15 protein-coding genes and 1 pseudogene are annotated in these 20,403 nt (G+C 72.6%); 4 read left to right on the top strand and 12 right to left on the bottom strand.

Annotated features, from left to right (window positions below; all coding sequences use genetic code 11):
* Positions 1–444: pseudogene (locus B7L92_RS13805) on the top strand (ParB/RepB/Spo0J family partition protein); the annotation flags it as partial.
* Positions 445–483: 39 nt separating this feature from the next.
* Positions 484–1,254, top strand: a complete 771-nt coding sequence (locus tag B7L92_RS13800) for a helix-turn-helix domain-containing protein (protein ID WP_081237696.1) — start codon at positions 484–486, stop codon at positions 1,252–1,254.
* Positions 1,255–1,379: 125 nt separating this feature from the next.
* Here B7L92_RS13800 and B7L92_RS13795 read toward each other — a convergent pair whose 3' ends face one another.
* From B7L92_RS13795 to B7L92_RS13750, 10 genes are all read right to left on the bottom strand, one after another.
* Positions 1,380–2,729 carry a cytochrome P450 gene (locus B7L92_RS13795; RefSeq protein ID WP_081237695.1) on the bottom strand — a complete coding sequence of 450 codons (1,350 nt, stop codon included), beginning with the start codon at positions 2,727–2,729 and terminating at the stop codon, positions 1,380–1,382.
* A 1-nt stretch (position 2,730) separates the two neighbouring features.
* On the bottom strand, positions 2,731–3,270 hold the full coding sequence (locus tag B7L92_RS13790) for a flavin reductase family protein (protein WP_081237694.1): 540 nt from the start codon (positions 3,268–3,270) through the stop codon (positions 2,731–2,733).
* Positions 3,267–3,725, bottom strand: a complete 459-nt coding sequence (locus tag B7L92_RS13785; RefSeq protein ID WP_081237693.1) for an acyl-CoA thioesterase — start codon at positions 3,723–3,725, stop codon at positions 3,267–3,269. The genes B7L92_RS13790 and B7L92_RS13785 overlap by 4 nt, the downstream gene beginning before the upstream one ends.
* Before the next feature lie 3 nt (positions 3,726–3,728).
* On the bottom strand, positions 3,729–9,680 hold the full coding sequence (locus B7L92_RS13780) for a type I polyketide synthase (protein WP_081237698.1): 5,952 nt from the start codon (positions 9,678–9,680) through the stop codon (positions 3,729–3,731).
* A complete protein-coding gene (locus B7L92_RS13775; protein WP_081237692.1) occupies positions 9,677–10,744 on the bottom strand; it encodes an enediyne biosynthesis protein in 1,068 nt (355 codons plus the stop codon). Before B7L92_RS13775 ends, B7L92_RS13780 begins: the two co-directional genes overlap by 4 nt.
* Positions 10,745–10,746: 2 nt before the next feature.
* Positions 10,747–12,597: a CRTAC1 family protein gene (locus tag B7L92_RS13770; RefSeq protein ID WP_081237697.1), complete on the bottom strand. Its 1,851-nt coding sequence runs from the start codon at positions 12,595–12,597 to the stop codon at positions 10,747–10,749.
* A 56-nt stretch (positions 12,598–12,653) separates the two neighbouring features.
* Positions 12,654–13,643 (bottom strand): DUF1702 family protein, encoded by a 990-nt coding sequence (locus tag B7L92_RS13765; RefSeq protein ID WP_081237691.1) that lies wholly within the window; start codon positions 13,641–13,643, stop codon positions 12,654–12,656.
* 81 nt (positions 13,644–13,724) lie between these two features.
* On the bottom strand, positions 13,725–14,714 hold the full coding sequence (locus tag B7L92_RS13760) for a DUF1702 family protein (protein ID WP_081237690.1): 990 nt from the start codon (positions 14,712–14,714) through the stop codon (positions 13,725–13,727).
* A 101-nt stretch (positions 14,715–14,815) separates the two neighbouring features.
* Entirely contained in the window at positions 14,816–15,259 is a 444-nt protein-coding gene (locus tag B7L92_RS13755) for a winged helix-turn-helix transcriptional regulator (protein ID WP_081237689.1), read from the bottom strand.
* 55 nt (positions 15,260–15,314) lie between these two features.
* Positions 15,315–16,526, bottom strand: a complete 1,212-nt coding sequence (locus tag B7L92_RS13750; RefSeq protein WP_081237688.1) for an IS701 family transposase — start codon at positions 16,524–16,526, stop codon at positions 15,315–15,317.
* Between the two features lie 280 nt (positions 16,527–16,806).
* On the opposite strand from B7L92_RS13750, the gene B7L92_RS13745 reads away from it, so the two are divergent.
* Entirely contained in the window at positions 16,807–17,481 is a 675-nt protein-coding gene (locus B7L92_RS13745; RefSeq protein WP_081237687.1) for a TetR family transcriptional regulator, read from the top strand.
* Positions 17,482–17,486: 5 nt separating this feature from the next.
* On the opposite strand, the gene B7L92_RS13740 is transcribed toward B7L92_RS13745, so the two are convergent.
* Both B7L92_RS13740 and B7L92_RS13735 read right to left on the bottom strand, forming a co-directional pair.
* Entirely contained in the window at positions 17,487–18,464 is a 978-nt protein-coding gene (locus B7L92_RS13740; protein WP_081237686.1) for an NAD-dependent epimerase/dehydratase family protein, read from the bottom strand.
* Complete coding sequence (locus tag B7L92_RS13735; protein ID WP_368656249.1) at positions 18,461–19,060, bottom strand: ScbR family autoregulator-binding transcription factor; 600 nt, start codon at positions 19,058–19,060, stop codon at positions 18,461–18,463. Before B7L92_RS13735 ends, B7L92_RS13740 begins: the two co-directional genes overlap by 4 nt.
* A 140-nt stretch (positions 19,061–19,200) precedes the next feature.
* Between B7L92_RS13735 and B7L92_RS13730 the strand changes: the two genes are divergently transcribed.
* Entirely contained in the window at positions 19,201–20,145 is a 945-nt protein-coding gene (locus B7L92_RS13730) for a ScbA/BarX family gamma-butyrolactone biosynthesis protein (protein ID WP_081237684.1), read from the top strand.
* Positions 20,146–20,403: the final 258 nt, after the last annotated feature.

Raw genomic sequence — 20,403 nt, 5'->3', positions numbered from 1 at the left:
CGCGGCGAGACCCCGGTGCCGAGCCGGCGGCGCGGCAAGGCGCCGGAGCGCCGGGCACCGGACGCCGGCTCCGCCCCGGCCGCCCCCGCGGACCGGGAGCCGGCGGGGGCCGCACCCGGACGGCCGGTGGCCGGGCGGCCGGCCACCGGCGGACGCAGCCGCACCCCGCTGGAGACGCTCCGCAACCTCGCCGCCGACCCGTCGCTGCGCCAGTCCGAGTCCGGACGCCACTTCCTGCGCTGGCTGCACACCCACTTCGTGGTGGACGAGGCATGGCGGCAGCAGGCGGGCGCCGTACCCCCGCACTGCACGGCCACCGTGGCCGAGCTGGCTCTGCAGTGCTCCCACACCTGGCGCAGGTTCGCCGAGGACCTGGCCAGCCGCCGTCTGACCGACATGGGGCCCACCGGCACCGTTCGGACCGCGCCGACGAGCCGGAACTGAAAGGCGCGGTATCGCCATTCTCGACCACAGGGAGAAACGGTGACCTCCACCACGATCGAGCGTGCAGTCCACAGGGTGATCGACGATATGCAGGCCAATCTCGGCCAGGATCTCACCATCGACGACATGGCGCGCACCGCAATGTTCAGCAAGTTCCACTTCACCCGGGTGTTCCGGGATGTGACGGGCACGTCCCCCGGACGTTTTCTCTCCGCGCTCCGGCTGCAGGAGGCGAAACGCCTCCTGGTCGACACCACGTTCAGCGTGGCCGACATCAGCAGTCAGGTCGGATACAGCAGCGTGGGCACGTTCAGCTCCCGGTTCAAGGCCTGTGTGGGTGTTTCTCCGAGCGTGTTCAGGGAGCTCGGCGGATTCACCCCGGCCATCGACCCCGACGCGGGCTTCGAGGGCGACGGCTCGAGCACCACCCTGCGCGGGCAGGTCTCCCTGGCCGAGGGCCGCTCCCCCGGGCACTGTTTCGTCGGCCTCTTCCCCACCCCGGTCCCCCAGGGGCAGCCGGTGCGCTGCACCGTCCTGGACGGCCCCGGCGCCTTCGAGCTGCGCGACGTTCCCGCGGGCACCTGGTACCTGCTCGTCCACTCCGTCCCGTACGGCAGCGAGCACCTCCCCTCGGGCACGGGGGACGAGGACACCGTCTCCGTGGGCCGTTACGGACCGGTCACCGCGCACGCGGAGACGCTGCCGCTGCCCGCCGAGATCGTGCTGCGCCCGGTCGGGGCGCTGGACCCGCCGGTGCTGATGGCACTGCTCGACCTGCGGACCAACGCGCTCGAGCAGGCCGTCGGCTGACCGACGGCGGCGAAAGGAAAACGGAGGGGAAAGAAAGGGAAAGAAGGGGAAAAGGGGGCGGGCCACGGTCGATACCGTGGCCCGCCCCCTTTTCCCCTTTTTCGGTGCGCCCCGCCGCGAGCACGTCAGTCGGCCTCCCGGACCGTCATCGGCAGTCCGCCGCGCATCCGCAGGGACATCATCGGTTCCGGCACGCCCCGGTGCCCCGGTACGACGTCCAGGTCCAGGTCCCGGGTGACCAGCGCGGTGACGAAGACGGCCTCCATCACCCCCAGGCCGCTGCCCACGCAGAACCGGGGCCCCGCGCCGAAGGGGATGTAGGCGTAACGGGGGCGGTTGGCGGCCCGCGCCGCGTCGAAGCGACCCGGGTCGAACCGCTCGGGGGCGTCCCACAGGTCCGGGTGGCGGTGCAGGGTGTAGGGGCAGACCAGGACGTCCGCCCCCGCCGGAACCGTGAAGCCGCCCACCACGTCGGGCCGCTGCGCGATGCGCGGCAGGATCCACACCGGTGGGTACAGCCGCATGGCCTCCTGGACGACCTGGGTGGTGTACGTCAGCTTGTGCAGGTCGTCGGCGTCCGGCAGGCGGCCGTCGGCCAGGACGGCGCGGGCCTCGTCCCGCAGCAGGTCGCGCACGTGCGGGTGGCGGGCCAGCAGGAACAGCGTCCACCCCAGGGTGCTCGCCGTCGTCTCGTGCCCGGCCAGGAGCAGGGTGACGAGTTCCTCGCGCAGGCGCCGGCGCCCCACGGCGGGGTCGTCGTGGCGGCGCGCGGCCAGGATCATCCGGGCGAACGCGTCGTCACCGGGATCGTCCTCGTCCAGCCGGGCGCCGCGGTCGGCGACCAGCGCGTCGACGGTCCGGGCCAGGTCCCCGCGGGCCCTGCGGAACCGCCGCTGGGTGCCCAGCGGCACCCAGGCCGGCACCAGTCCCTGCGTCACCATGTCGAACATCGCCTGGTCCTGGACCGCCTCGAAGGCGTGGGCGATGCCGCCGTGACCGTCCAGGGACGTGTCCATGAGGGTGCGGCCCAGCACCCCGAGGGTCAGTCCGGTGACCTCCTCGAGCACGTCGACGGGCCCCTGCCCGGCCCGGGTGCGCAGCAGGGCGACCAGCGCGGCCGCCTCCTCGGCGACCGCTCCCGCCTGTTCGGCGATGCGCCGGGGCCGGAACGCGGGCTGGACGTTGGCGCGCTGGGCGCGCCACAGCTCGCCCTCGCTGGTGAGCAGCCCGTCCCCGAGGATCCTGCGGGACTCCACCAGGCCGATGCCCTTGTGGTAGTTGGCGGCGTTGTCGGCCAGGACGTGCTTGGCGTAGTCGGGCCGGTTGAAGATGTACATCTTCTTCGGTCCCATGGCGACCCGCACGGCGTCGGACAGCCGGGCGGCGTCCCGCATCATGCCGAGCCGGTCCACGGCGAGCTTGCGCAGCAGCCCGGGCAGGGCCCACACCGGCGGGCCCGGGGGGTGCACGCCCATGTCACACCTCCGGTGCGCGGTCGGAGAGGTGCCGGAAGCGGCCGCCGTGGAACACCAGCGGCTCGCACTCCGGCGCCTCGTCCAGGGCGAGCACCCGGCCCAGGACGATCACGTGGTCGCCGCCGTCGTACGTCCGCCACTTCGCGCATTCGAAGTGGGCCACCGCCCCGGCGATCAGGGGGGCGGCGCCCTCGCGGCCCGGCAGCGAGCCGACGGCGTCGAACTGCCGCGCGCCGGCGGGCCGCGAGCGGCTGGCGAAGTACCGGGCCACGTCCTCCTGGCCGGCGGCCAGGACCGACACGGCGAACGTGTCGGCCTCGGCGAGACTGCGGTACATCCCGGCGTCCCTGCCGACGCACAGCAGGACGAGCGGCGGGTCGAGGGAGACGGAGGTGAACGAGTTGGCGGTCATGCCCCGCGGGGAGGCGCCGCCGGCCGTCACCACGGTCACCCCGGTGGCGAACGCCCCGAAGGCCCGCCGCAGCCGCGTGGCGTCGCCGGCGGCGGCGGTCCGCGGCGGCGCCGCGGTCAGGGCGCTCACGCGGTCCGCCCCGTCGGGAAGGCGGGCCGCGCCGTGTACGGCCGCAGCGCGCGGGCCAGGGGCTCCGGGATGAGCGAGGGCACCGTGTTGGTGTTGGGACCGCGCATGCAGGCGATGCGCTGGCGGCCGCGGGCCACCAGGATCTCGGCGCCCCCGGTGACCTTGACGTAGTCGAAGGTGAACTCCAGCTGGGTCTGGCCCAGTTCGGACAGGCGCATCCGGATGGACAGCTCGTCGAAGGCGGTGATCTCGGCGAAGAACTCGCAGTCCACCTTCAGCGTGAACAGCTTGAGGTCGTCCTGCAGGTCCGCCAGCACCTCCGGCGCCTTGTCCTGGAGGAACATCTCCCGGCAACGCCCCTGCCAGCGCAGGTAGTTGACGTAGTAGACGTTGCCGACGAGGTTGGTCTCCTCGAAGCCGACGGTGTGCCGGTACTCGAAGTAGTCTTCCACCATGGTCTAGGGCCGCCCTTCGGTTCGGTCCGTGTCGTGTACGAGGAAGGCGAAGACCGCGGGTTCCAGGGCGTCGCGCAGCGCGGTGACGAAGGTGGCGATGCGGATGCCGCCCGCGGTGAACTCCACCCACGCCTCCCTGCGCCGGGGCAGCACGGTCAGCGGCGCCCCCGCCATGATCCCGGCCTTCCGGAGGCACTCGACGGCGCTCCACACGCGCGTGGCGGCGGTGTCGGGTGCCTCGCCCGTCTCCTTGGCGACCAGCTGCGCCACCGGGGCGTGCTCGCCGAGCAGCCCCTGCCACTCGGTCGCCGAGCGCATGCTGACCGCTTCGATGTCGCAGGCCACCTCCGAGCCGGAGACGGCGCTGAGGGTCACCCCGAGCCCGTGGGCCGCGGACATCGACAGGTGCCGGTCCGGTTCGAGTTCCGGTCGTCCGTCGGGCCGGTGGCTGACCGTCACCGGGGTGCCCAGGGCACGGGCCGCCGCGTCTGCGGTGAAGCCGCGGCGCTGGGTCACCGAGCCGGCGGGCTGCCCGCCGTGCGGCTCGACGGCGACCGCGATCCGGGCGTCCAGGACCTCTTCGAGGGTGCGCTCCAGGTACGGGCCGAGCAGGGGCGCGACCCAGGGGCCGGCCCCGTCGGTCCGGCGCACGGCGTGCAGGGTCAGTCCCTCCCAGCGCTCGACGACGGTGCCGTCCTCGTCGCGCACGGCGATGTCGTAGACGTAGGTGTTGCCGTCCCGGCTGCGTTCGACGGCCGTGTACCGGAGCCGCTCCGGCACGTGGTCACCGGAGCCGAGCGGGTGGATCCGCTCGACGCCGGAGGGCAGCAGGGTGGCGTCGGGCACGCAGACCTGGTTCCCGTGCATGAGCGCGTCGCGCATGCCCGGGTCGGCCAGCAGCAGCCGCCCGGGCAGGAACCCGGCGAACCAGCCCTCGGGGTGCCGCCGCACGTCGACGTCGGCGTCGACGTGCCGGGCCGCGGCCCGGTGGAAGCGGCGCAGCCGCTGGAAGCGCTCGCCCTGGAACAGCAGCCCGCCGTACAGGTCGGCGGCCGGGTCGAGCGGGACCGGGGCGGTGCCCTCGGGCACCTGCTCGGGCGGTCCGTCCGGGGTCTGGGCGCCGCCGAAGACGAGCCGTGCCCGGAAGTGCTCGGCCACGAAGCCGGTGTCCTCGGCGTGCACGGCGACGTCGACGGTGTCGCGGCCGGTGACGGTGGCCGCGACACGGATCCTGGCGCTGCCGTTGGGCGGTACGACGATGGGCCGCAGGAACTCGGCCCCTTCGATGACGGGTGTGCCGCTCCAGCCGGTCGCGGCGGTCGCGACCTGCACCATCGCCTCCATGCCCATGACGGCGGGCAGCAGCAGGTTGCCGTCGAGCAGGTGGTCGGCCAGGTAGGGGTCGGTGCCCGCGTTCAGCTCCACCTCGGTGACGAGCTCGACGCCGTGGTAGCGCACGAGCGGGTTGCCGGTGAACCTCAGCAGCGGCAGCGGCGGCAGGTCGCGGCGGACGGTTTCGATGCCCTCGGTGCGGCCGCTGACGACCGTGACCACGGGGGCGTCCGGGTCGGAGATCAGGCGCAGCAGGATCTCCACGCCCTGGTCGGGCGAGACGGGGGTGATGCCCTCGCGGGAGAGCGACTCGACGACGGAGAGCTTCTCGCCCATGCCGACGCCGGACCACACCGACCACTCCACGCACCTCGCGCGGAGCCGCGGGTGGGCGCGGGCGACCTCCTCGGTGAGGTCCGCCAGCCACTCGTTGGCGGTGGCGTAGTGGGCCTCGCCGCGCAGTCCCGCCCGGCCGATGATGCTGCCGAAGGAGACCAGCAGCTTCAGGCCGTCGGCCCCCACCGCGTCGAGGACGGTGCGCAGGCCGTCGACTTTGGGCGCGAAGGTGCGGCGGAAGTCCTCCGCGTCCAGTTCGGTCAGGGCGGCCGGCTCGTTGCGGCCCGCTCCGTGCAGCACGCCGGTGATCTTCCCCAGCGTCCTCTCCAGTTCGGCGACGGCCGCCGCGGTCCGCTCGGGGTCGGTGACGTCGGCGCGCGCGTAGTGCACGCCGACGCCGCTGTCGGCCATCCGCGCCAGGTTCTCGGCGAGTTCGGTGTCGGCGGCCGGATCCGACCGGCCGAGCACGGCCAGCTTCGCCCCGGTCCGCCGGGCGACGGCCAGGGCGCACTCGGCGGAGATGCCCTTGCCGCCGCCGGTCACCAGCAGCACGTCCGTGGCGTCCAGCGGGAGGTCGGTGGTCTCCTGCCGGACCGGCAGGGCCCGCAGGGTCGGCACGCGCCGCACCCCGGCCGCGTCGTAGTGGGCCTCGCCGAACCGGTCGGTCGCGCGGACCTCGGCCACGACACGTGCCACCGCGTCCCCGTTCAGCGGGGTCCGGACGATCGTGGTGCGCAGGTGCGGGGCCTCCTGGTGCAACGTCTTGGCCAGACCTGCCGCGCCGCGCCCGTCCTGCACCAGGACGAACCGTCGTCCCCGGTCCCCCGCCAGGGCGCTCCTGGCGGCGGCGAGCGCCTCGTCCACCTCCTGCCGGGTGCAGTCCCGGGGCAGGACGGCGAGGACACCGCTGCCGGTGCCGGCGCCTTCCAGCGCCGTCCTCAGGTCCTGGCAGAAGGCCCGGTCAGCGGTGCCGAACAGCTCCCACGCGCCGCACGCCTCGGCGGCCCCGGCCGACGGCGCGGCCACCTCCTGCAGGTCCACGGCGAACGGCCGGGCCCAGGGCGCGGCACCCGCCACCGCGGCGACGCCGGCGTCCCCGGCCGCCGTCGCGCCGGTGCCGACCAGGGTGTCCAGGGCTTCGGCGAGTTCGGTGAGGCTGGCGGTGGCGAAGTTGGTCGACAACTGGGTCGGCGCTATCCCGAGGCGGGCCGCCGCGAGGTTGACGATCTGACCGACGGTGATGGAACTCAGGTGCAGGTCGTCCAGGAGCCGGCTGTCCGGGTCCACGAGTTCGGCCGGGAGCTCGGCCCGCTCCGCGACCAGGTCCCGCAGCACGTCCAGCGCCGGCTCCCGCTCCGCGGCCGTCTCCTCGGCCGTTTCCTCGGCCGTCTCCTCGATCGTCTCCTCGACGACGGGGGACGGCTCGCCCGCGGACGCCGCGGACACGGCGGCCGGGGGTGCCGGGGTGCCGGGCCGGGTGCCGGGGACGCGTGCCGCTGCCGCGGTCGCGCCGGCCGGGACCCGTGCGGTGTCCGGACGCGGGGCCCGGGCGGGGGGCACGCCGTCGCGGGGCGCCTGCTCGCACGGGCTGGAGAGGAAGGAGAACTCCTGACCGACCGTCAGCGGCCGGATCAGCCGACCCTGGAACAGGACCTCGAGCGCGACGGGGGCGCCCGCGACGAACGCGGCGCCCGCGACGCCGAGGAGGCCGCGCAGCGACTCGTCGTCGGTGTCCAGCGCGACGGCCGGGACGTCCGTGGCCGCCCGCGCGATGCCGCTGAGCACGCGCCCCGGGCCGACCTCGACGAACAGGTCGGCGTGCCGGGCCGCCTCGCGCACCGCCTGGGTGAAGCGGACGGGAGCGGTGATCTGACGGCTCAGCAGCGCCGGTACGTCGGTGTCCCGGTCCAGTCCGGCACCGGTGACCGTGGAGACGACCCTGCCGTGGACCTGCCCGAGGTCCGCGTCGGCCAGCCAGGTGCCGAACGCCTCGGCCGCCGGGGCGACCAGGGGCGAGTGGAAGGCGTGGGAGACGGGGAGCCGGGTGCAGTCCACCCCGGCCTCACCGGCCCGGCGCTCGACGTCCCGGACCGCCTCGACGGGGCCGGCGACCACGGTCTGTCCGGGTCCGTTGTATCCGGCGACGACCACGTCGAGGCCGGTGATGAGCTCCTCCGCCCGCTCGGGGGACGCGTGCAGGGAGGCCATGGTGCCCGAGGCGCTGTGCCGGGCCATGGCCCCGCCCCGCACGCGCGCCGCCTCCAGCAGCGTCCGCTCGTCGAAGGCGCCCGCCCAGTGCAGGGCCGAGAGCTCGCCGAGGCTGTGGCCGACGGCGACGGTCGCCCCCAGGCGCAGCGCGTCGAGGACGCGCAGGCCGGCGGCGGAGCCGGTGACGATGCGCGGCTGGGCCACGTCGGTGGCGACCATGTCGCCGGTGCTCGGCAGGCCGGCCCGGTCGAAGACGTCGGCGGCCTGGGCGAACCGGCGGCGCAGCGCGCCTCCGCCGGTCCCCCTGCCGGAGCCCTGCCCCGGGAAGAGGAACCCGACCCGGGCCGGTCCGGTGACCTTGCCGAGGAAGCCGCGCGTGTCCGCGGCGGTGTACGTGCTCTCGCCGGACTCCAGCAGGCCGGCCAGGTGCCGCAGGCGCCGCTCGGCGTCCTCCGGGGAGGAGACGACGACGGCCGCGCGGTGCGGCCTGCCGCGCAGTTCGCGCTGGAGGGTGGCGGCCAGGTCGGCGACCTGGCCGTAGGACACACCGGCGACGAAGTCGGCGACCTCGGTGATCCTGGTGCGCAGGTGCCGGGGCGAGTCGGCGTCGAGGACGAGCAGTTCGCAGTCCTGCGGGGAGTCCGCCAGCGCGACGGGCCGGTGGTGCGCCGGCGGCCGGCGCCGGGTGGCGGGTTCGTCGAGGACCACGTGCGTGTTGATGCCGCCGAAGCCCATGGCGGTGATGCCGGCCCGGCGCGGTGCGTCCTCGGGCCAGGGCTCCGCCTTGCGCAGCGCCTTGAGGTTGGCCCGTTCGCCGGTGAGCAGGTCGTGCGGATCGACGGTGCCGATCGACGGCGGGACGGTGTGGTGGTCGAGGGCGAGGACGGCCTTGATCAGGCCCGCGATCCCGGCGGCGGCCTTGGTGTGGCCGATCATGCCCTTGACCGAGGTGATGGCCGCGACGGGGACGTCCGGGCCGGCCGCGGCGCGTTCCTCGGTGAGCGCGGTGAGCTCGGTGGTGTCGCCGACGGCGGTTCCGGTGCCGTGGCCCTCGAACAGGCGCACCGTCTCGATGCCGAAACCGGCCCGCTCGTAGGCGCGTCGCAGGGCCAGCCGGTAGCCGCTGACCTCGGGCCGGGTGATCCCGCCCTGTCCGTCCGAGGAGATGCCCCAGCCCGCGATGGTGGCGTAGACGCGATGGCCGGCCGCGAGGGCGTCCTCCTCGCGCATCATGACCACGATCCCGCACCCCTCCCCCGGCCAGAAACCGTTGGAGCCGCGGTCGTAGAGCTTCATCTCCCCCTTGGCGAGGGCACCGGTCTTCGCGAAGCCGATGATCTCGAACGGGTCGATCGACAGGTCCACGCCGCCGGCGACGCCGACGTCGATGTCGCCGGAGAGCAGCGCGGTGCCGACCGTGGTGACCGACAGCAGCGAGGAGGAGCACGCGCCGTCGACGGTGTACCCGCCGCCGCCCAGGTCGAAGTGGTTGCAGATGCGGCCCGCGATGGTGTTGGCGAGCCCTCCGGCCAGCGTGTCCTCGTCGACGGCCGGAAAGGGTTCCTTGTACGAGGACTCGACCTCGGCGAGGAAGTCCGCGACGCGGGCGTCGTCCCAGCCGTCCTGGCCAGCGAGGGCCGAGGCCATCACCCGCCGTACGTAGGGCCAGCGCAGCCGCATGACGTTGGCGCGGGTGAACTCACCGGTGAGCGTGTTGCCCACCACCACCCCGGTGCGCTCGCGCGGCAGTCCCTCGCCATCGGGGAATCCGGCGTCGGCCAGGGCCCGTGCGGCGGTGTCGAGGGCGAGCCAGTGCGTCATGTCCGTCGAGCGGAAGGTGCTGCCCGCGATGCGGTGGGCGATCCGGTCGAACGCGTAGCCCTCGAGGACGGCGGCGTTGCGCGCGTAGAAGGTGTCGGGGGTGGACGGGTCGGCGTCCCAGTAGTCGTCCAGGTTCATCCGGACGTCGGGCAGCCGGCGGAAGGCGCGCCGTCCGGCGACGGCGTTGTCCCACAGTTCCTGGGGCGAGTCGGCGTCGGGGTAGCGGCAGGCTATGCCGACGATGGCGATCCTGCTCATGCTGTCACCGGCGCCTTCCGAGCCGTCTCCGGGGCCGCGGGCGGGCAGGCGCAGGCGTCCGCCGGGCAGTCGCACGTCGGCGCGGCCTCGGTGTCCGGGTCCGCGGTCTGTCCGGTCACGGCGTCCCGGTCCACGGCCTGTTCGACGGCGGCCAGCGCCAGGGCCTCCTCGGCACGCCGCTTGGCCACGGTGTCCGCGGTCCACAGGAAGGCGCCCCGGATGGCGCAGACGAGCGCGGTGGCGAAGAAGAGGCCGTAGGCCACGCTCATGGCGGTCAGCACGCCGTACATGGCCGCGACCGAGCCGCCGAAGGCGATCTGGCCCCACTTGGAGGAGGGGGTCGTGCCGGGGTCCGTGATCATGTAGTTGGTGAAGAGCACGAATGCCACGCCGGTCATCATCGCCAGGGCCGCCGGGATGGAGGTGTCGAACACCAGGCCGCGCACGACGGCCTGGAGGGCGAAGCCGCCGACCCAGGCGAGGATGAGCCACATGCGCTCGGTGAGCTTGGCGTTGAGCATCGTGCCGAAGACGATGATGATCGCCGGGACGAGCCAGTCGAAGCCGCCGTCGATGTACTCGGTGAACTGGTACGGCGGCGCGATGGAGGCCCACGGGAACAGCAGCAGGATGACGGCGATGCCGAAGTTCGAGGGATTCATGACGTGCCGCATGCGGCCCTTGACCGGGGCCCTGAGCACCCACTTGGTGCCGACGGCGACGATGACGCCGAAGATCATGACCTCGACGACGTCGTTGACGTAGGAGAGCATGTTCACCGCGAGCGCGGTGATGTGGGCCGGCAGCAGGAACTCCACCAGGCCCTTGAAGCCGTTGCCCCGGAAGCGGGGGGCGCGGCCCTCGACCCGGGCGCCGATCGCCTCCAGGGCGATCTCCAGTGTGTAGGCGGTGGCCAGGGCGATGAAGGGCCAGGTCCAGGGTTGCTCGAAACCGAGCACGGTGTAGCCGAAGACGTTGAGCACGGAGATCGAGATCGCGAATCTCCGCAGCGCCGTGACGACCTTCGTGCTGTGGCGCGGGGCGGCGGTCTGGGACGGGGACATGATCACTTCTCCTTGGCCTGGATGCCGAGCTCGAAGCCGTGCCGGCCGGGCTCCATCCGCAGCTTCTGCTCATGGACGTCGCCGCTGCGGTCACGCCAGGTCAGCACGGTGGGCAGCGGTCCCCGGACGCCCTGGCCCAGGCCGATGTGCACGTCGGTGCTGCGCTTGCCGGAGTGGCCGCCTCCGCCGTCGAGGCGGGCGATGCGCTTGGTGCCGTCGGGCAGTTCGACACAGACCTCGGCGCCCACCACGGGGGCTCCGTCGGGGTGGGTCAGGGTCAGCTGCAGGGAGGAACCGGGGTTCTCGCTGACGTTGCGGAAGAAGGCCGGCTCGCCCCACTGCCGGGCGACGGCCATGTCGAGGCGGCCGTCGCCGTCCACGTCGGCGGTGGCGATGCCGCGGGTCGGGACGGGCTCGCCGATGCCGAGCCGCTGGGACAGATTGGCGTACCGGCCGGTCTTCTCGTCCAGGGCGAAGAACCGCATCCGCTGGCTGCCGGCCAGATCGTCGCCGACCTGGACCTTGGGCCACCACTGCGGGTTGGCGACCAGGGCGTCGTTGGCGGTGGCCAGCTCCTGCAGCTGCGGCCAGCGGTTGTGCTTGCCCTTGACGAAGCCGAGGGCCTGGGTGATCTCCAGGTTCCCGTCGTTGTCGAAGTCGCCCATCTTCACGTCCCAGCCCCAGCCGGACCAGGCGAGCCCGAGGGAGGAGGACCTGTCCTCGTAGGGCGCCTCGCCCTCCAGGAAGCGGCCCCGCAGCTCGGCCTTGCTGTCGGCCCGGTTGACGAAGGCGAAGTTGGACTCCTGGATGCCGAACGACGTCGTGATGTTGCTGACGAACAGGTCGTACAGGCCGTCGTGGTTCAGGTCGCCGAAGTCGACGCCCATGCCCTTGAACGAACTGCGGCCCAGCTCCTTGGACTTGGGGACGAGACCGGAGTGATCGGACTTGACCTCGCGGAACTCGATCTCACCGGGGCGGGAGACGTTGTGCAACAGGGCCGAGGTGCCGAAGTCGTGGGCGAGGTACAGCTCCGGCAGCCGGTCGCCGTCGAGGTCGGCGGCCGAGGCGCCGAGCGACCAGCCCTTGTCCAGTCCCTGCGGGACGGAGCCGTCGGTCTTCTCGTACCCGTCCTCCGTCCAGCGGAAGAAGTGACCGCCGCCGCCGTTCTGGGCGTGCGAGAGGGAGTCGTTCATGGTGACGCCGCCGTCCTTGGAGGGGTCCAGGACGGGGCTGTCGGGGAAGTAGTTCCCGATGAAGATGTCGTCGTGGCCGTCACCGTCGAAGTCGGCGACGGCGGCGGTGTTGGAGTTCCACAGCGGACCGGTGTACTTCTTGCCGGGCTTGCCGGGCAGCAGTTCGGTGGGCCGGAAGGAGTCCGCCGTCAGCGGCGCGCCCTCGACGCCCTCGTTGACGAAGATGACGGGGGTGCGGCCCCAGTAGTAGACGAGGAGGTCCATCGCGCCGTCCTCGTTGTAGTCGCCGGGCATGCAGCCCATCGGCGCCATCGTCGTGCTGACGCCGAGCGGCGCCGGGTCGAGCGCGAAGGCCGCGTAGGCGTCCTTCCGCGTCGGTGCGGGAGTGACCACCGCCTGGTCGATGCGCGGGTCGCTGACGCACAGGTCGTTCGGCAGCCCGTCGCCGTCGAGGTCGTTGAGGGCGATGCCCGCGCCGACCGAGGAGATCCACGCCTCGATGTGCTGGTAGGCCTTGTTGACCTTCCGGACCTCCTGTTTCTCGAAACCGCCCGGCATGGATATGGACAGCTTCTCGAACGCGAATTTCTCCGCTATTTCGTCGACCTCGGACGCCGACGACTCGGGAAGCTGCACCACGTAAAAAGTCCCCACCATCAGAGCGAGGGCGACGATTCCCGGCGAGTTTCTGCGCATCCAGTTCTTCGTGACCGTCACTGGTCGGCACCTTTCCGGAGCAGCGAAAGAGAGGCGAGTTCGGCGGCGATGTCGCGCCGCCATGTCTCGTAGGCCGGAGAAGCGGCCCGCGGATCGGCCGTGCGGGGCCTGAGGGCCCGGCACACGCGTGCGGCCCGCTCGGCCGTCGTGCCGCACACGACGCGGGCCGCGAGGTGGGTGTGCTCGATGACGGTGTCCGCCTTGACGCGGGCCTCGACGGCGAACGCGGAGCCCTGCGCGAGCGCCCAGCGGTGCTCGCCGGCCCCCTCGGCGAAGCTCCGCAACTCGTCCTCGTCCGCCCCGCCCGCGTAGGTGCAGGCGAGCCCGGCGCCCGCGTACAGGTCGCCGTGGCGGTGCTCGGGGTAGGCGCGGATCAGGTCGGCGACGACCTCGGGGTCGGTGCCTCCGACGAACCACAGGGCCCGGCCGATGCCCTGGTCGATGGCGTTCGCCGTGTAGTGGTTGTGCCCGCCGCCCCAGCGGAAGGGGTGCCGGACCTCGGGCGTGCGGACGTAGGAGCCCGTCTTGAAGTACGCCTGGTGGAAGCCGTAGCCGTCCAGGGCGAGCCAGCGCAGCAAGGGGTCGGTGGCGGCGATGTCGGGCCACAGCGGCTTGGGCAGACGTGCCATCGCCCAGCCGATGCCGACGTGGATCATGTAGTCGTGGTGCCGGCCGCGGCCGGCCAGCAGGCCGGCCAGGCGGCCGCTGTGGCCCGGGAGGGCGTCGTGGATCACGGCGCCCATGCCCGCGCCCTCGTACGCGAAGCCCCGCACGTCCCGGGGGACGGCTTCCAGCATCTCCTCGGTCTCGTCGGCCGAGGCCGCCTCCATCGCGCAGGCGTAGCCCTGGAGGAAAATCTCGCCGATCCTCTCCAGCCGCGCCTTGGCCTCCGCGTTCTTCACATGAAATCCGCGCACCTCCATGGTCGTTTCCGAAACGGGAGGTGTGAACAGTCTGCGCCGTAAAGTTCCGAACCCAGTGGCCACGGTAATGACCTGCCCCTCTCAGATCTCTGGAATTTCGCCAGCAAATCAAATTGAGCCAGGGGGCGGGACGGTGCGTCTACTTCATACGTGCTCAACGGAGGGGACGGCGGCGAGTCGTTCGCGCACCTGTGTGCGCCAGACCTCGTAGGCGGGTGCGCCGGCGCTGCGGACGACGGCCGGGGCGCTGTCGTCGGCGAGCCGGGCGGCGGCCCGGGCGGACAGTCCGGTGAACGCCTCGACGGCCGCCTCGGTGTGCCCGGGGACGAACCCCGCGTGGTGGCGGGCCTTGGCGGCGAACACCGACCCCTGCGCCAGGTGCCCGAGGTCGGGGCCCGACTCCCGGCGCAGCAGGGCCAGCTCCGCCGGGGTGCTCCCGCCGGCGAAGGTCGCGGCGAGGCCGACGCCGCTCCACAGGTCCGCCTGCCGGTCGCCGGCGAACGCCCGGACGGCCGCGGCGACGTGCCGGGCGTGGCCGCCGTGGATGAACCACAGGGCTCGTCCGACCCCCTGGTCGAAGGCACGGCGCCAGTAGGAGGGGTGGCCGTCCCAGTCGTACGGGTCGTCCAGCCGCTGACGGGTCACCCAGGTCCCGGTGTCGAAGTAGGCGCGGTCGAAGCCGTATCCGTCGACGCACAGCCAGCTCATCGCCGGGTAGTACTCGGCCCCGGACAGGTCGGGGACGATCTTCTTCCACAGCGGTCGCGGCAGCTTGGCCATGGCGAAACCGATGCCGATGTAGTTCAGGAAGATGTGCGGCTTGCCGCCGCCGGTGAGCAGGTCGCGGGTGCGGTGGCCGGGCCGGCCCATCGCGTCGCGGATGGCGCAGGCCATGGTGGCGCCCTCGTAGGCGAACCCCCGGTGCTCGGGGTCGACCAGGCTCAGGCGGCGTTCGGTGGTCGCGAGGTCGCGGTCCTCGACGCCCCATTCGAAGCCGGTGACGACGGCCTGCGGAACGGCTTCCAGTCTCCGTGCGCGCTCGTCGTCCGGCACCGTGAAGCCCCGGCCGGAGAAGCTCACTTCCTCCAGTGACGGCGCCATGACCAGCCTGCGCAGGGTTCCCAGTACGGGCATGTGCGTGCCTCCTCCCCACGAGCCGCTCCTCCGGCGGCCGGTGAGTCATCGTGGGCGGTTCGGCCCGCACGGGGCATCTTCGGCCGTGCCCTCCACCGCGTTCAGCGGATGCGGCGCACCTGGACCTCCTCGTCGTGCACCGCCCGGCCGCACTGCGCGCAGCGCAGCTCCGCGCGGACGGGGCTCTCGCAGCCGACGTGGTCCGCGCGGCGGGGCGGTCCCAGGTCGTGCGGCAGGTTGCGGTCGCCCCACTGCATCAGGGCGAGGACGGCGCAGGTGAGGTCCCTGCCCGCCGGGGTGAGCCGGTACTCGTGCCGGACGGGCTTGTCCTGGTAGGGGACCCGCTCCATGACACCGTGCTCGACCAGCCGGGTCAGACGGTTGGTCAGGACGTTCCTGGCGATGTCGAGGTTCTCCAGGAAGCCTTCGAAGCGGCTGGTCCCGAGCAGCGCCGTACGGATGATCAAAAGCGTCCACCGCTCCCCGATCACCTCGAGCGTCCGGGCGAGGTTGCAGTCCTGCCCTTCATACGTATGTTTCAGCATCTGATCACACCGATAGGGAGGGCCGTCCGGCGGTTCCGGGGGCGGGCCGCGGCGTTCACACCGCGGCCAGGAGGCGGCGTTCGGGCACCATGGGGGCCGCCGGCCGGGTGAGCCGGTCGTAGGCGTAGGCGGCCGAGACGAGCGTCATGTGGTGGTGCCAGCCCGGGTAGGACCGGCCCTCGAAGTCGAGCAGCCCGAAGCCGTCCTTCATCTCGCGCACGGCTTGTTCCGCCTGCGGCAGCAGCTGCGCGAGCGCGAGCACGGACTCCGTGCGGGCGTGGGTGAGGCTGGTGAGCCAGAGCCGGGCCGGGCGGCGTTCGCCGTCGGACCGGACGGCCAGCAGCCGGTAGGTGCGGTGGGCGTGGGCGCCCGTGGAGCCCTGCCCCGGCAGGCGCACGAAGCCGGTGACGACCGTCGTGTGCCGGCCGTCACCGTCCCGGACGGCCACCGTCTCGGTACGGGCCGGCATGCCGCCGCCCTCCCCCAGGAGACTGCTCGCCGCGAGGACCAGGCCGTGGCCGTCACCGCCGTGCGCACGCTGCGTCCGCAGGTGGCGGCCGACCATCACGTGCAGGTTGCCGGGCACCGGGACGACGAAGTCGCGTCCGCGCAGGGCAAGCCCGTGCAGCAGGGTCCGGACACCGAAACCGGCGGCCGGGTCCAGGCTGCAGACCACCGGAAGAGGAGCGGTCCCGGCGCTTTCGGCGAGGGAGTCGATCAGGTCGAGGGCGTGCTGCTCCGCGGTGCGCAGTCCGGCGTCGGCCGGGATGCGGGCGCGCCGGCGGCGTTCGGGGTCCTTGGCCCAGGAGCCCGGCAGGAGCAGGCGCCAGTCGACCGGCACGGCCGCGCCCGCCGAGGCGAGGAAGGCGCCGACGCCGACCTGGCAGGTGACCGACCGCCCGGTGGAGGGGATGAAACGGCGGTGCACTCCGCAGGAGTGCTCCCCCCGCTTGCGCAGTACGGCCTGGTCGACCACCCAGGCCCGGGGCGCCGCCTGCCGCTCCACCCATCTGCACAGCTCCGCCCGGACCGGATTCCAGTCCCAGGGACTGGCGTTGACGAACTGGTGGAGCGACTGGGAGGTGGCGGGCGAGGCCGAGATCGTCGCGGCGAGCCGGCGGACCGTTTTCTTGCCCGGCGTGGTGAGGAGCCCCTGCACATAGGCGTGGGCCCACCGGCGCTGGTCGGCGCGCGGCAGGCCCTCGAAGACCTGTTCGGTGAAGACCGGTATCGAGGTGCTCCCATACGTCAACGCTCGTCCAGCCATGGCAAGTTCCCTCCCCTGGATCGGTCCGCGGCTGCCGACCGCGCTAAAATAATAGCGAACAACCTCTTTTTTTCTCGACTCAGGGGAGTTGACGCATGTACTTCGCCAAGTTGGCCGGTCTTCCGCGCTGTGACCGGGAAGTTCGCCCTTCGGGCTCCCCCGTCTCCCCGGACCGCGGACCGGCACGAAGGCCGGCCGTACGGGGGAGGCCACCGACACAAGCGGGACCGCCGAGGTTCCGCCCGCGGCCCGCCCCCGGGCGCGGGAGCGAGGAGACGACATGGTGAAGCAGGAAAGGGCCCTGCGGACCCGTGCGGCCGTGGTCACGGCGGCCTCCGCGGAGTTCGCCCGCGCCGGCTACGACGGCACGTCGCTGTCCCGGATCAGCCGGTTGGCCGGCATGTCGGTCGGGGCGCTGACCTTCCACTTCCGGACCAAGCAGGAACTGGCCGACGCGGTGCAGGCGGAGGGGCGGTCCTTGACGCTGGCCGCCCTGGACGCCCTGCCCCTCGAGGACCGCCCGGCGCTGTGCCGGGTGGTCGACCTCACCCTCGAACTGGCCCGGCTGATGGAGGAGGAGCCCCCGGTCCGCGCCGCCGTCCGGTTGGGCAGGGAACGCCCCGGTCCGGTTTCCTGGTCGCACGCCTGGCTGCCGATCGTGCACCGGCTCCTCGACGAGGCGTACGCGGCGGGGCAGTTGCGGGAGAGTGCCCGGTCCGCCGACGTGGTGACGCTGGTGGAGCACCTGACCGACAGTGCGGAGGTGTACCTGCGCGGCAGGGTCGCGGACGAGTCGGAGTTCGGGAACGCCGTCGCGCGGCTGCAGCTCATCTGGAAGCTCGTCCTCACCGGGGTGTCGGCCGACCCCGTCGGCCCGCAGCACCCGCAGCAGCCCACGGCCACCGAAGCACCGTCACCGGACCTGCGGTGCACGGCCCCCGGACCTACCGCGTAACGCCCTCAGCCGCCCGACCGGGCGGCCACCACCGACCGGTACCACGGAGCGGCGTCGTCCACCCACGTCAGCGGCGACGGCTCCACGGCACATCCGGCGACGTGCCAGACCTCGCTGCTCCGGTACCAGTGATCGGTGGCGACCAGCGCGAACTGGCGCTCGCTCACGGGGATCCGCGCGGCTCTCAGCCGCTGCAGGCACTCCTCCCAGGGCAGGTCCGCCGTCACGGACGGCAGCACGTCGTGCCGCGACAGCGTGCGCAGCAGTTCGCCCACGCGCACCGGCCGGGGATGGCTCGCGTGCCAGATGCCGCGACCGCACCCCGCTCCGGGGACGACTCCGAGGCGGGCGACGAGCCGCGCCAGGTCGTTCACGGCCACGACGGACACCCGGCCCCGTCCGCCGTCCCACATCGCGGGAACGGCGCGCAGGCACTGGGCCAGCAGCGGCACCACCCAGCGGTCCCCCCGTCCGAGCACCAGCCCCGGGCGCAGGACGGTCGCGCCCGCGGCCAGGGCGTACGTCTCCCCGGCCAGCCGGGTGCGGCTGGCCGGGGAGACGGGTGCGGGGGCGACCTCGTCCACCCCGGTCCCCCGGTGCGGGCCGGGGCCGTACACCGCCGCCGTCGACAGGTGCACGATCCGGCTCACGCCGGCCCGGGCCGCCTCCCGCATCAGGGCGGCCGTCCCGTCGACGTTGACCGCGGCGCACTCGGACTCGTCCGGGCCGATGGCGGCGGCCATGTGGAGGAGCACATCGGCGTCCTCGCACACGCCGCGCAGCGTCCGGGGCCGCGCCAGGTCCGCCCGGGCCCACTCGTCGTCCGGTCCGGCGCCCTCCGGCCGGCGTCTGCCGACCGCCCGGACGAGCAGCCGTCGCCCCTCGCCCGCAGCCTCCGGCCCTCGGTGCCCGGCGAGTGCGCGGAGCACCGCCGAGCCGATGAATCCGGTGGCGCCGGTCAGCACCACGCGTAACGGTCTCATGCGGCCAGCCGCTGGACGTCCGCCGGGAACGAGATCTTCGCCCTGGCCTGCGGGGTGGCGACGGCGGGCAGCAGGTAACGCCACATCGAGACGATGCGTTCCGGCAGGTCGGCGCGTCCGGTGGAGATGTTGGAGAACACCTGGATGCCGCTGTAGGCACCGACGAGAACGTTGGCGAACTCGGTCTCGTCGACGTCGGCCAGCAACTCCCCCCGCTTGCGGGCCTCGTGCAGCAGGGCGCGGAACTCGTTCACCCACTCCTGGTACGCCGTGTCGTCGTGCCCCCCGAACTCGCCCTGTTCGACGGCGAGTCGCACACTGGCCCGGAACATCGCGTTGTTCTGGAGCTCGCGGGCGAGGAAGAAGCTGAGGTCGACCAGCTTCTGCAGTCCGACGGCCTCTCCGGAGAAGTGCACGAAGTCCTGCTGATGGGCCAGCACGGCCTGTGCCAGGCTTCTCTTGGACTTGAAGTGGAAGTACATCCCGCCCTGGGTCACCTGGGCACGTTCCATGATCTTGCTGATGCTGGCTCCGCTGTAGCCGCACTCGTCGAAGATCTCCGCGGCCGCGTACAGGATCGTTTCCCGGGTCCTCACGGCCCGTTCCTGCTTCGGCTCAGCCATTTCTGTGCCTCGATCACTCTCGACAAAAAAAACGAACGCCCCTATTTTACAGGTCAACGCCTTCGGCCGGTAGGCAGGGGGCGCCCACTCACGCGTCTTCCGGGGGGACAGTCATGCTCATCACTGCGGAGAACCCTGCTGCGAGACCGCTCCTGACCACCACCGTCGCCAAGGAGTACGTACACCGGGCAGCCCTGGCGGAAGTGTTCCTCACGGGATGGACGAAGGCGGGATCCGCCTCGTTCACCGTGAGCGCCCAGTGGCCGCGCAGCCACAGCTTCTACGAGTGCGAGAACGGTCTCTACGATCCGCTGCTGCTCTGCGAGACCGTGCGCCAGACGTTCCCCCTGCTGACCCACGTCGCCTACGACGTCCCCCTGGGACACCAGTTGAGCTGGTCCCGCTTCCAGTACTCGGTCAACCCGGACGCGATGCGGCTCGAGCGGAATCCGGCCGAGCTCGAACTGCACGTGACGTGCTCGGACGTCCGCACCATCCGCTCGCTGCCCGCCTCGATGTCCATGCACATCGAGGCGGTGCGCGACGGCACGACTCTCGCCGTGGCGCACACGCACTTCGGCTGCCACACCCCCGCCGTCTACCGACGGCTGCGGGCGGGACGGGCCGGCGACGGTGCCTTCGTGAACGCGCCGATGCCGACCCCGCCGGTCGAGCGGACCGCGGTGAACCGCCACCGGCTGCGGGACATCGTCCTGTCGCCCACACCGCAGCGGCAACGCTGGCAGCTGCGCGTCGACACCACGCACCCGGTGCTCTTCGACCACCCCGTCGACCACGTGCCCGGAATGCTGCTCCTGGAGTCGGTGCGCCAGGCGGGGCACGCCCTGCAGCCGTTCCCGACCGGCGTGATGCCGGCGTCGATGGACGCGACGTTCAAGAAGTACGTCGAGTTCGACGAACCCTGCTGGATCGAGGCCGAGTCGATCGCCGAGACCGCACCGGCGCACGACGGACGCCGCACCGTACGGGTCAACGCGCTCCAGGGAGAAGGGCTCGCCTTCTCCGCGACGACCGAGATGGTCGACACGGCGCCGTAACGAGCAACGGCCCGCCTCCGGGCGGGCCGTTCGCGGGTTCTGCGCCACTCCCCGCGCCGCTTCGGCGCCACCGGGAGTTCCCGAAAGAGATCAAGGGCTGGACCCAGTGTGCCACCACTGGGCTCACAGCCATGTGTCATGCCGTCCGTCGAGCCGGTTGTCCGACGGTGGCGGCGGACGAAGGCCCTTGGGATGCCACTCCACCGGGCCCTCATCGGTTCCGACCGAACCTCGAAGCCGTGCCGACGGCTTCGTCAT

It is taken from the genome of Streptomyces viridosporus, from assembly GCF_002078235.1.
In the GTDB taxonomy this organism is placed as follows: Bacteria; Actinomycetota; Actinomycetes; order Streptomycetales; family Streptomycetaceae; genus Streptomyces; species Streptomyces viridosporus.
This window is presented reverse-complemented; position numbering and strand designations above follow the sequence as displayed.

Bases quoted from the DNA above. Each gene is read 5' to 3' on its own strand.
- B7L92_RS13795 (WP_081237695.1), bottom strand. From the start codon at position 2,729: ATGGGCGTGCACCCCCCGGGCCCGCCGGTGTGGGCCCTGCCCGGGCTG.
- B7L92_RS13785 (WP_081237693.1), bottom strand. From the start codon at position 3,725: ATGGTGGAAGACTACTTCGAGTACCGGCACACCGTCGGCTTCGAGGAG.
- B7L92_RS13780 (WP_081237698.1), bottom strand. From the start codon at position 9,680: ATGAGCAGGATCGCCATCGTCGGCATAGCCTGCCGCTACCCCGACGCC.
- B7L92_RS13775 (WP_081237692.1), bottom strand. From the start codon at position 10,744: ATGTCCCCGTCCCAGACCGCCGCCCCGCGCCACAGCACGAAGGTCGTC.
- B7L92_RS13770 (WP_081237697.1), bottom strand. From the start codon at position 12,597: ATGGTGGGGACTTTTTACGTGGTGCAGCTTCCCGAGTCGTCGGCGTCC.
- B7L92_RS13760 (WP_081237690.1), bottom strand. From the start codon at position 14,714: ATGCCCGTACTGGGAACCCTGCGCAGGCTGGTCATGGCGCCGTCACTG.
- B7L92_RS13755 (WP_081237689.1), bottom strand. From the start codon at position 15,259: ATGCTGAAACATACGTATGAAGGGCAGGACTGCAACCTCGCCCGGACG.
- B7L92_RS13750 (WP_081237688.1), bottom strand. From the start codon at position 16,526: ATGGCTGGACGAGCGTTGACGTATGGGAGCACCTCGATACCGGTCTTC.
- B7L92_RS13745 (WP_081237687.1), top strand. From the start codon at position 16,807: ATGGTGAAGCAGGAAAGGGCCCTGCGGACCCGTGCGGCCGTGGTCACG.
- B7L92_RS13740 (WP_081237686.1), bottom strand. From the start codon at position 18,464: ATGAGACCGTTACGCGTGGTGCTGACCGGCGCCACCGGATTCATCGGC.
- B7L92_RS13730 (WP_081237684.1), top strand. From the start codon at position 19,201: ATGCTCATCACTGCGGAGAACCCTGCTGCGAGACCGCTCCTGACCACC.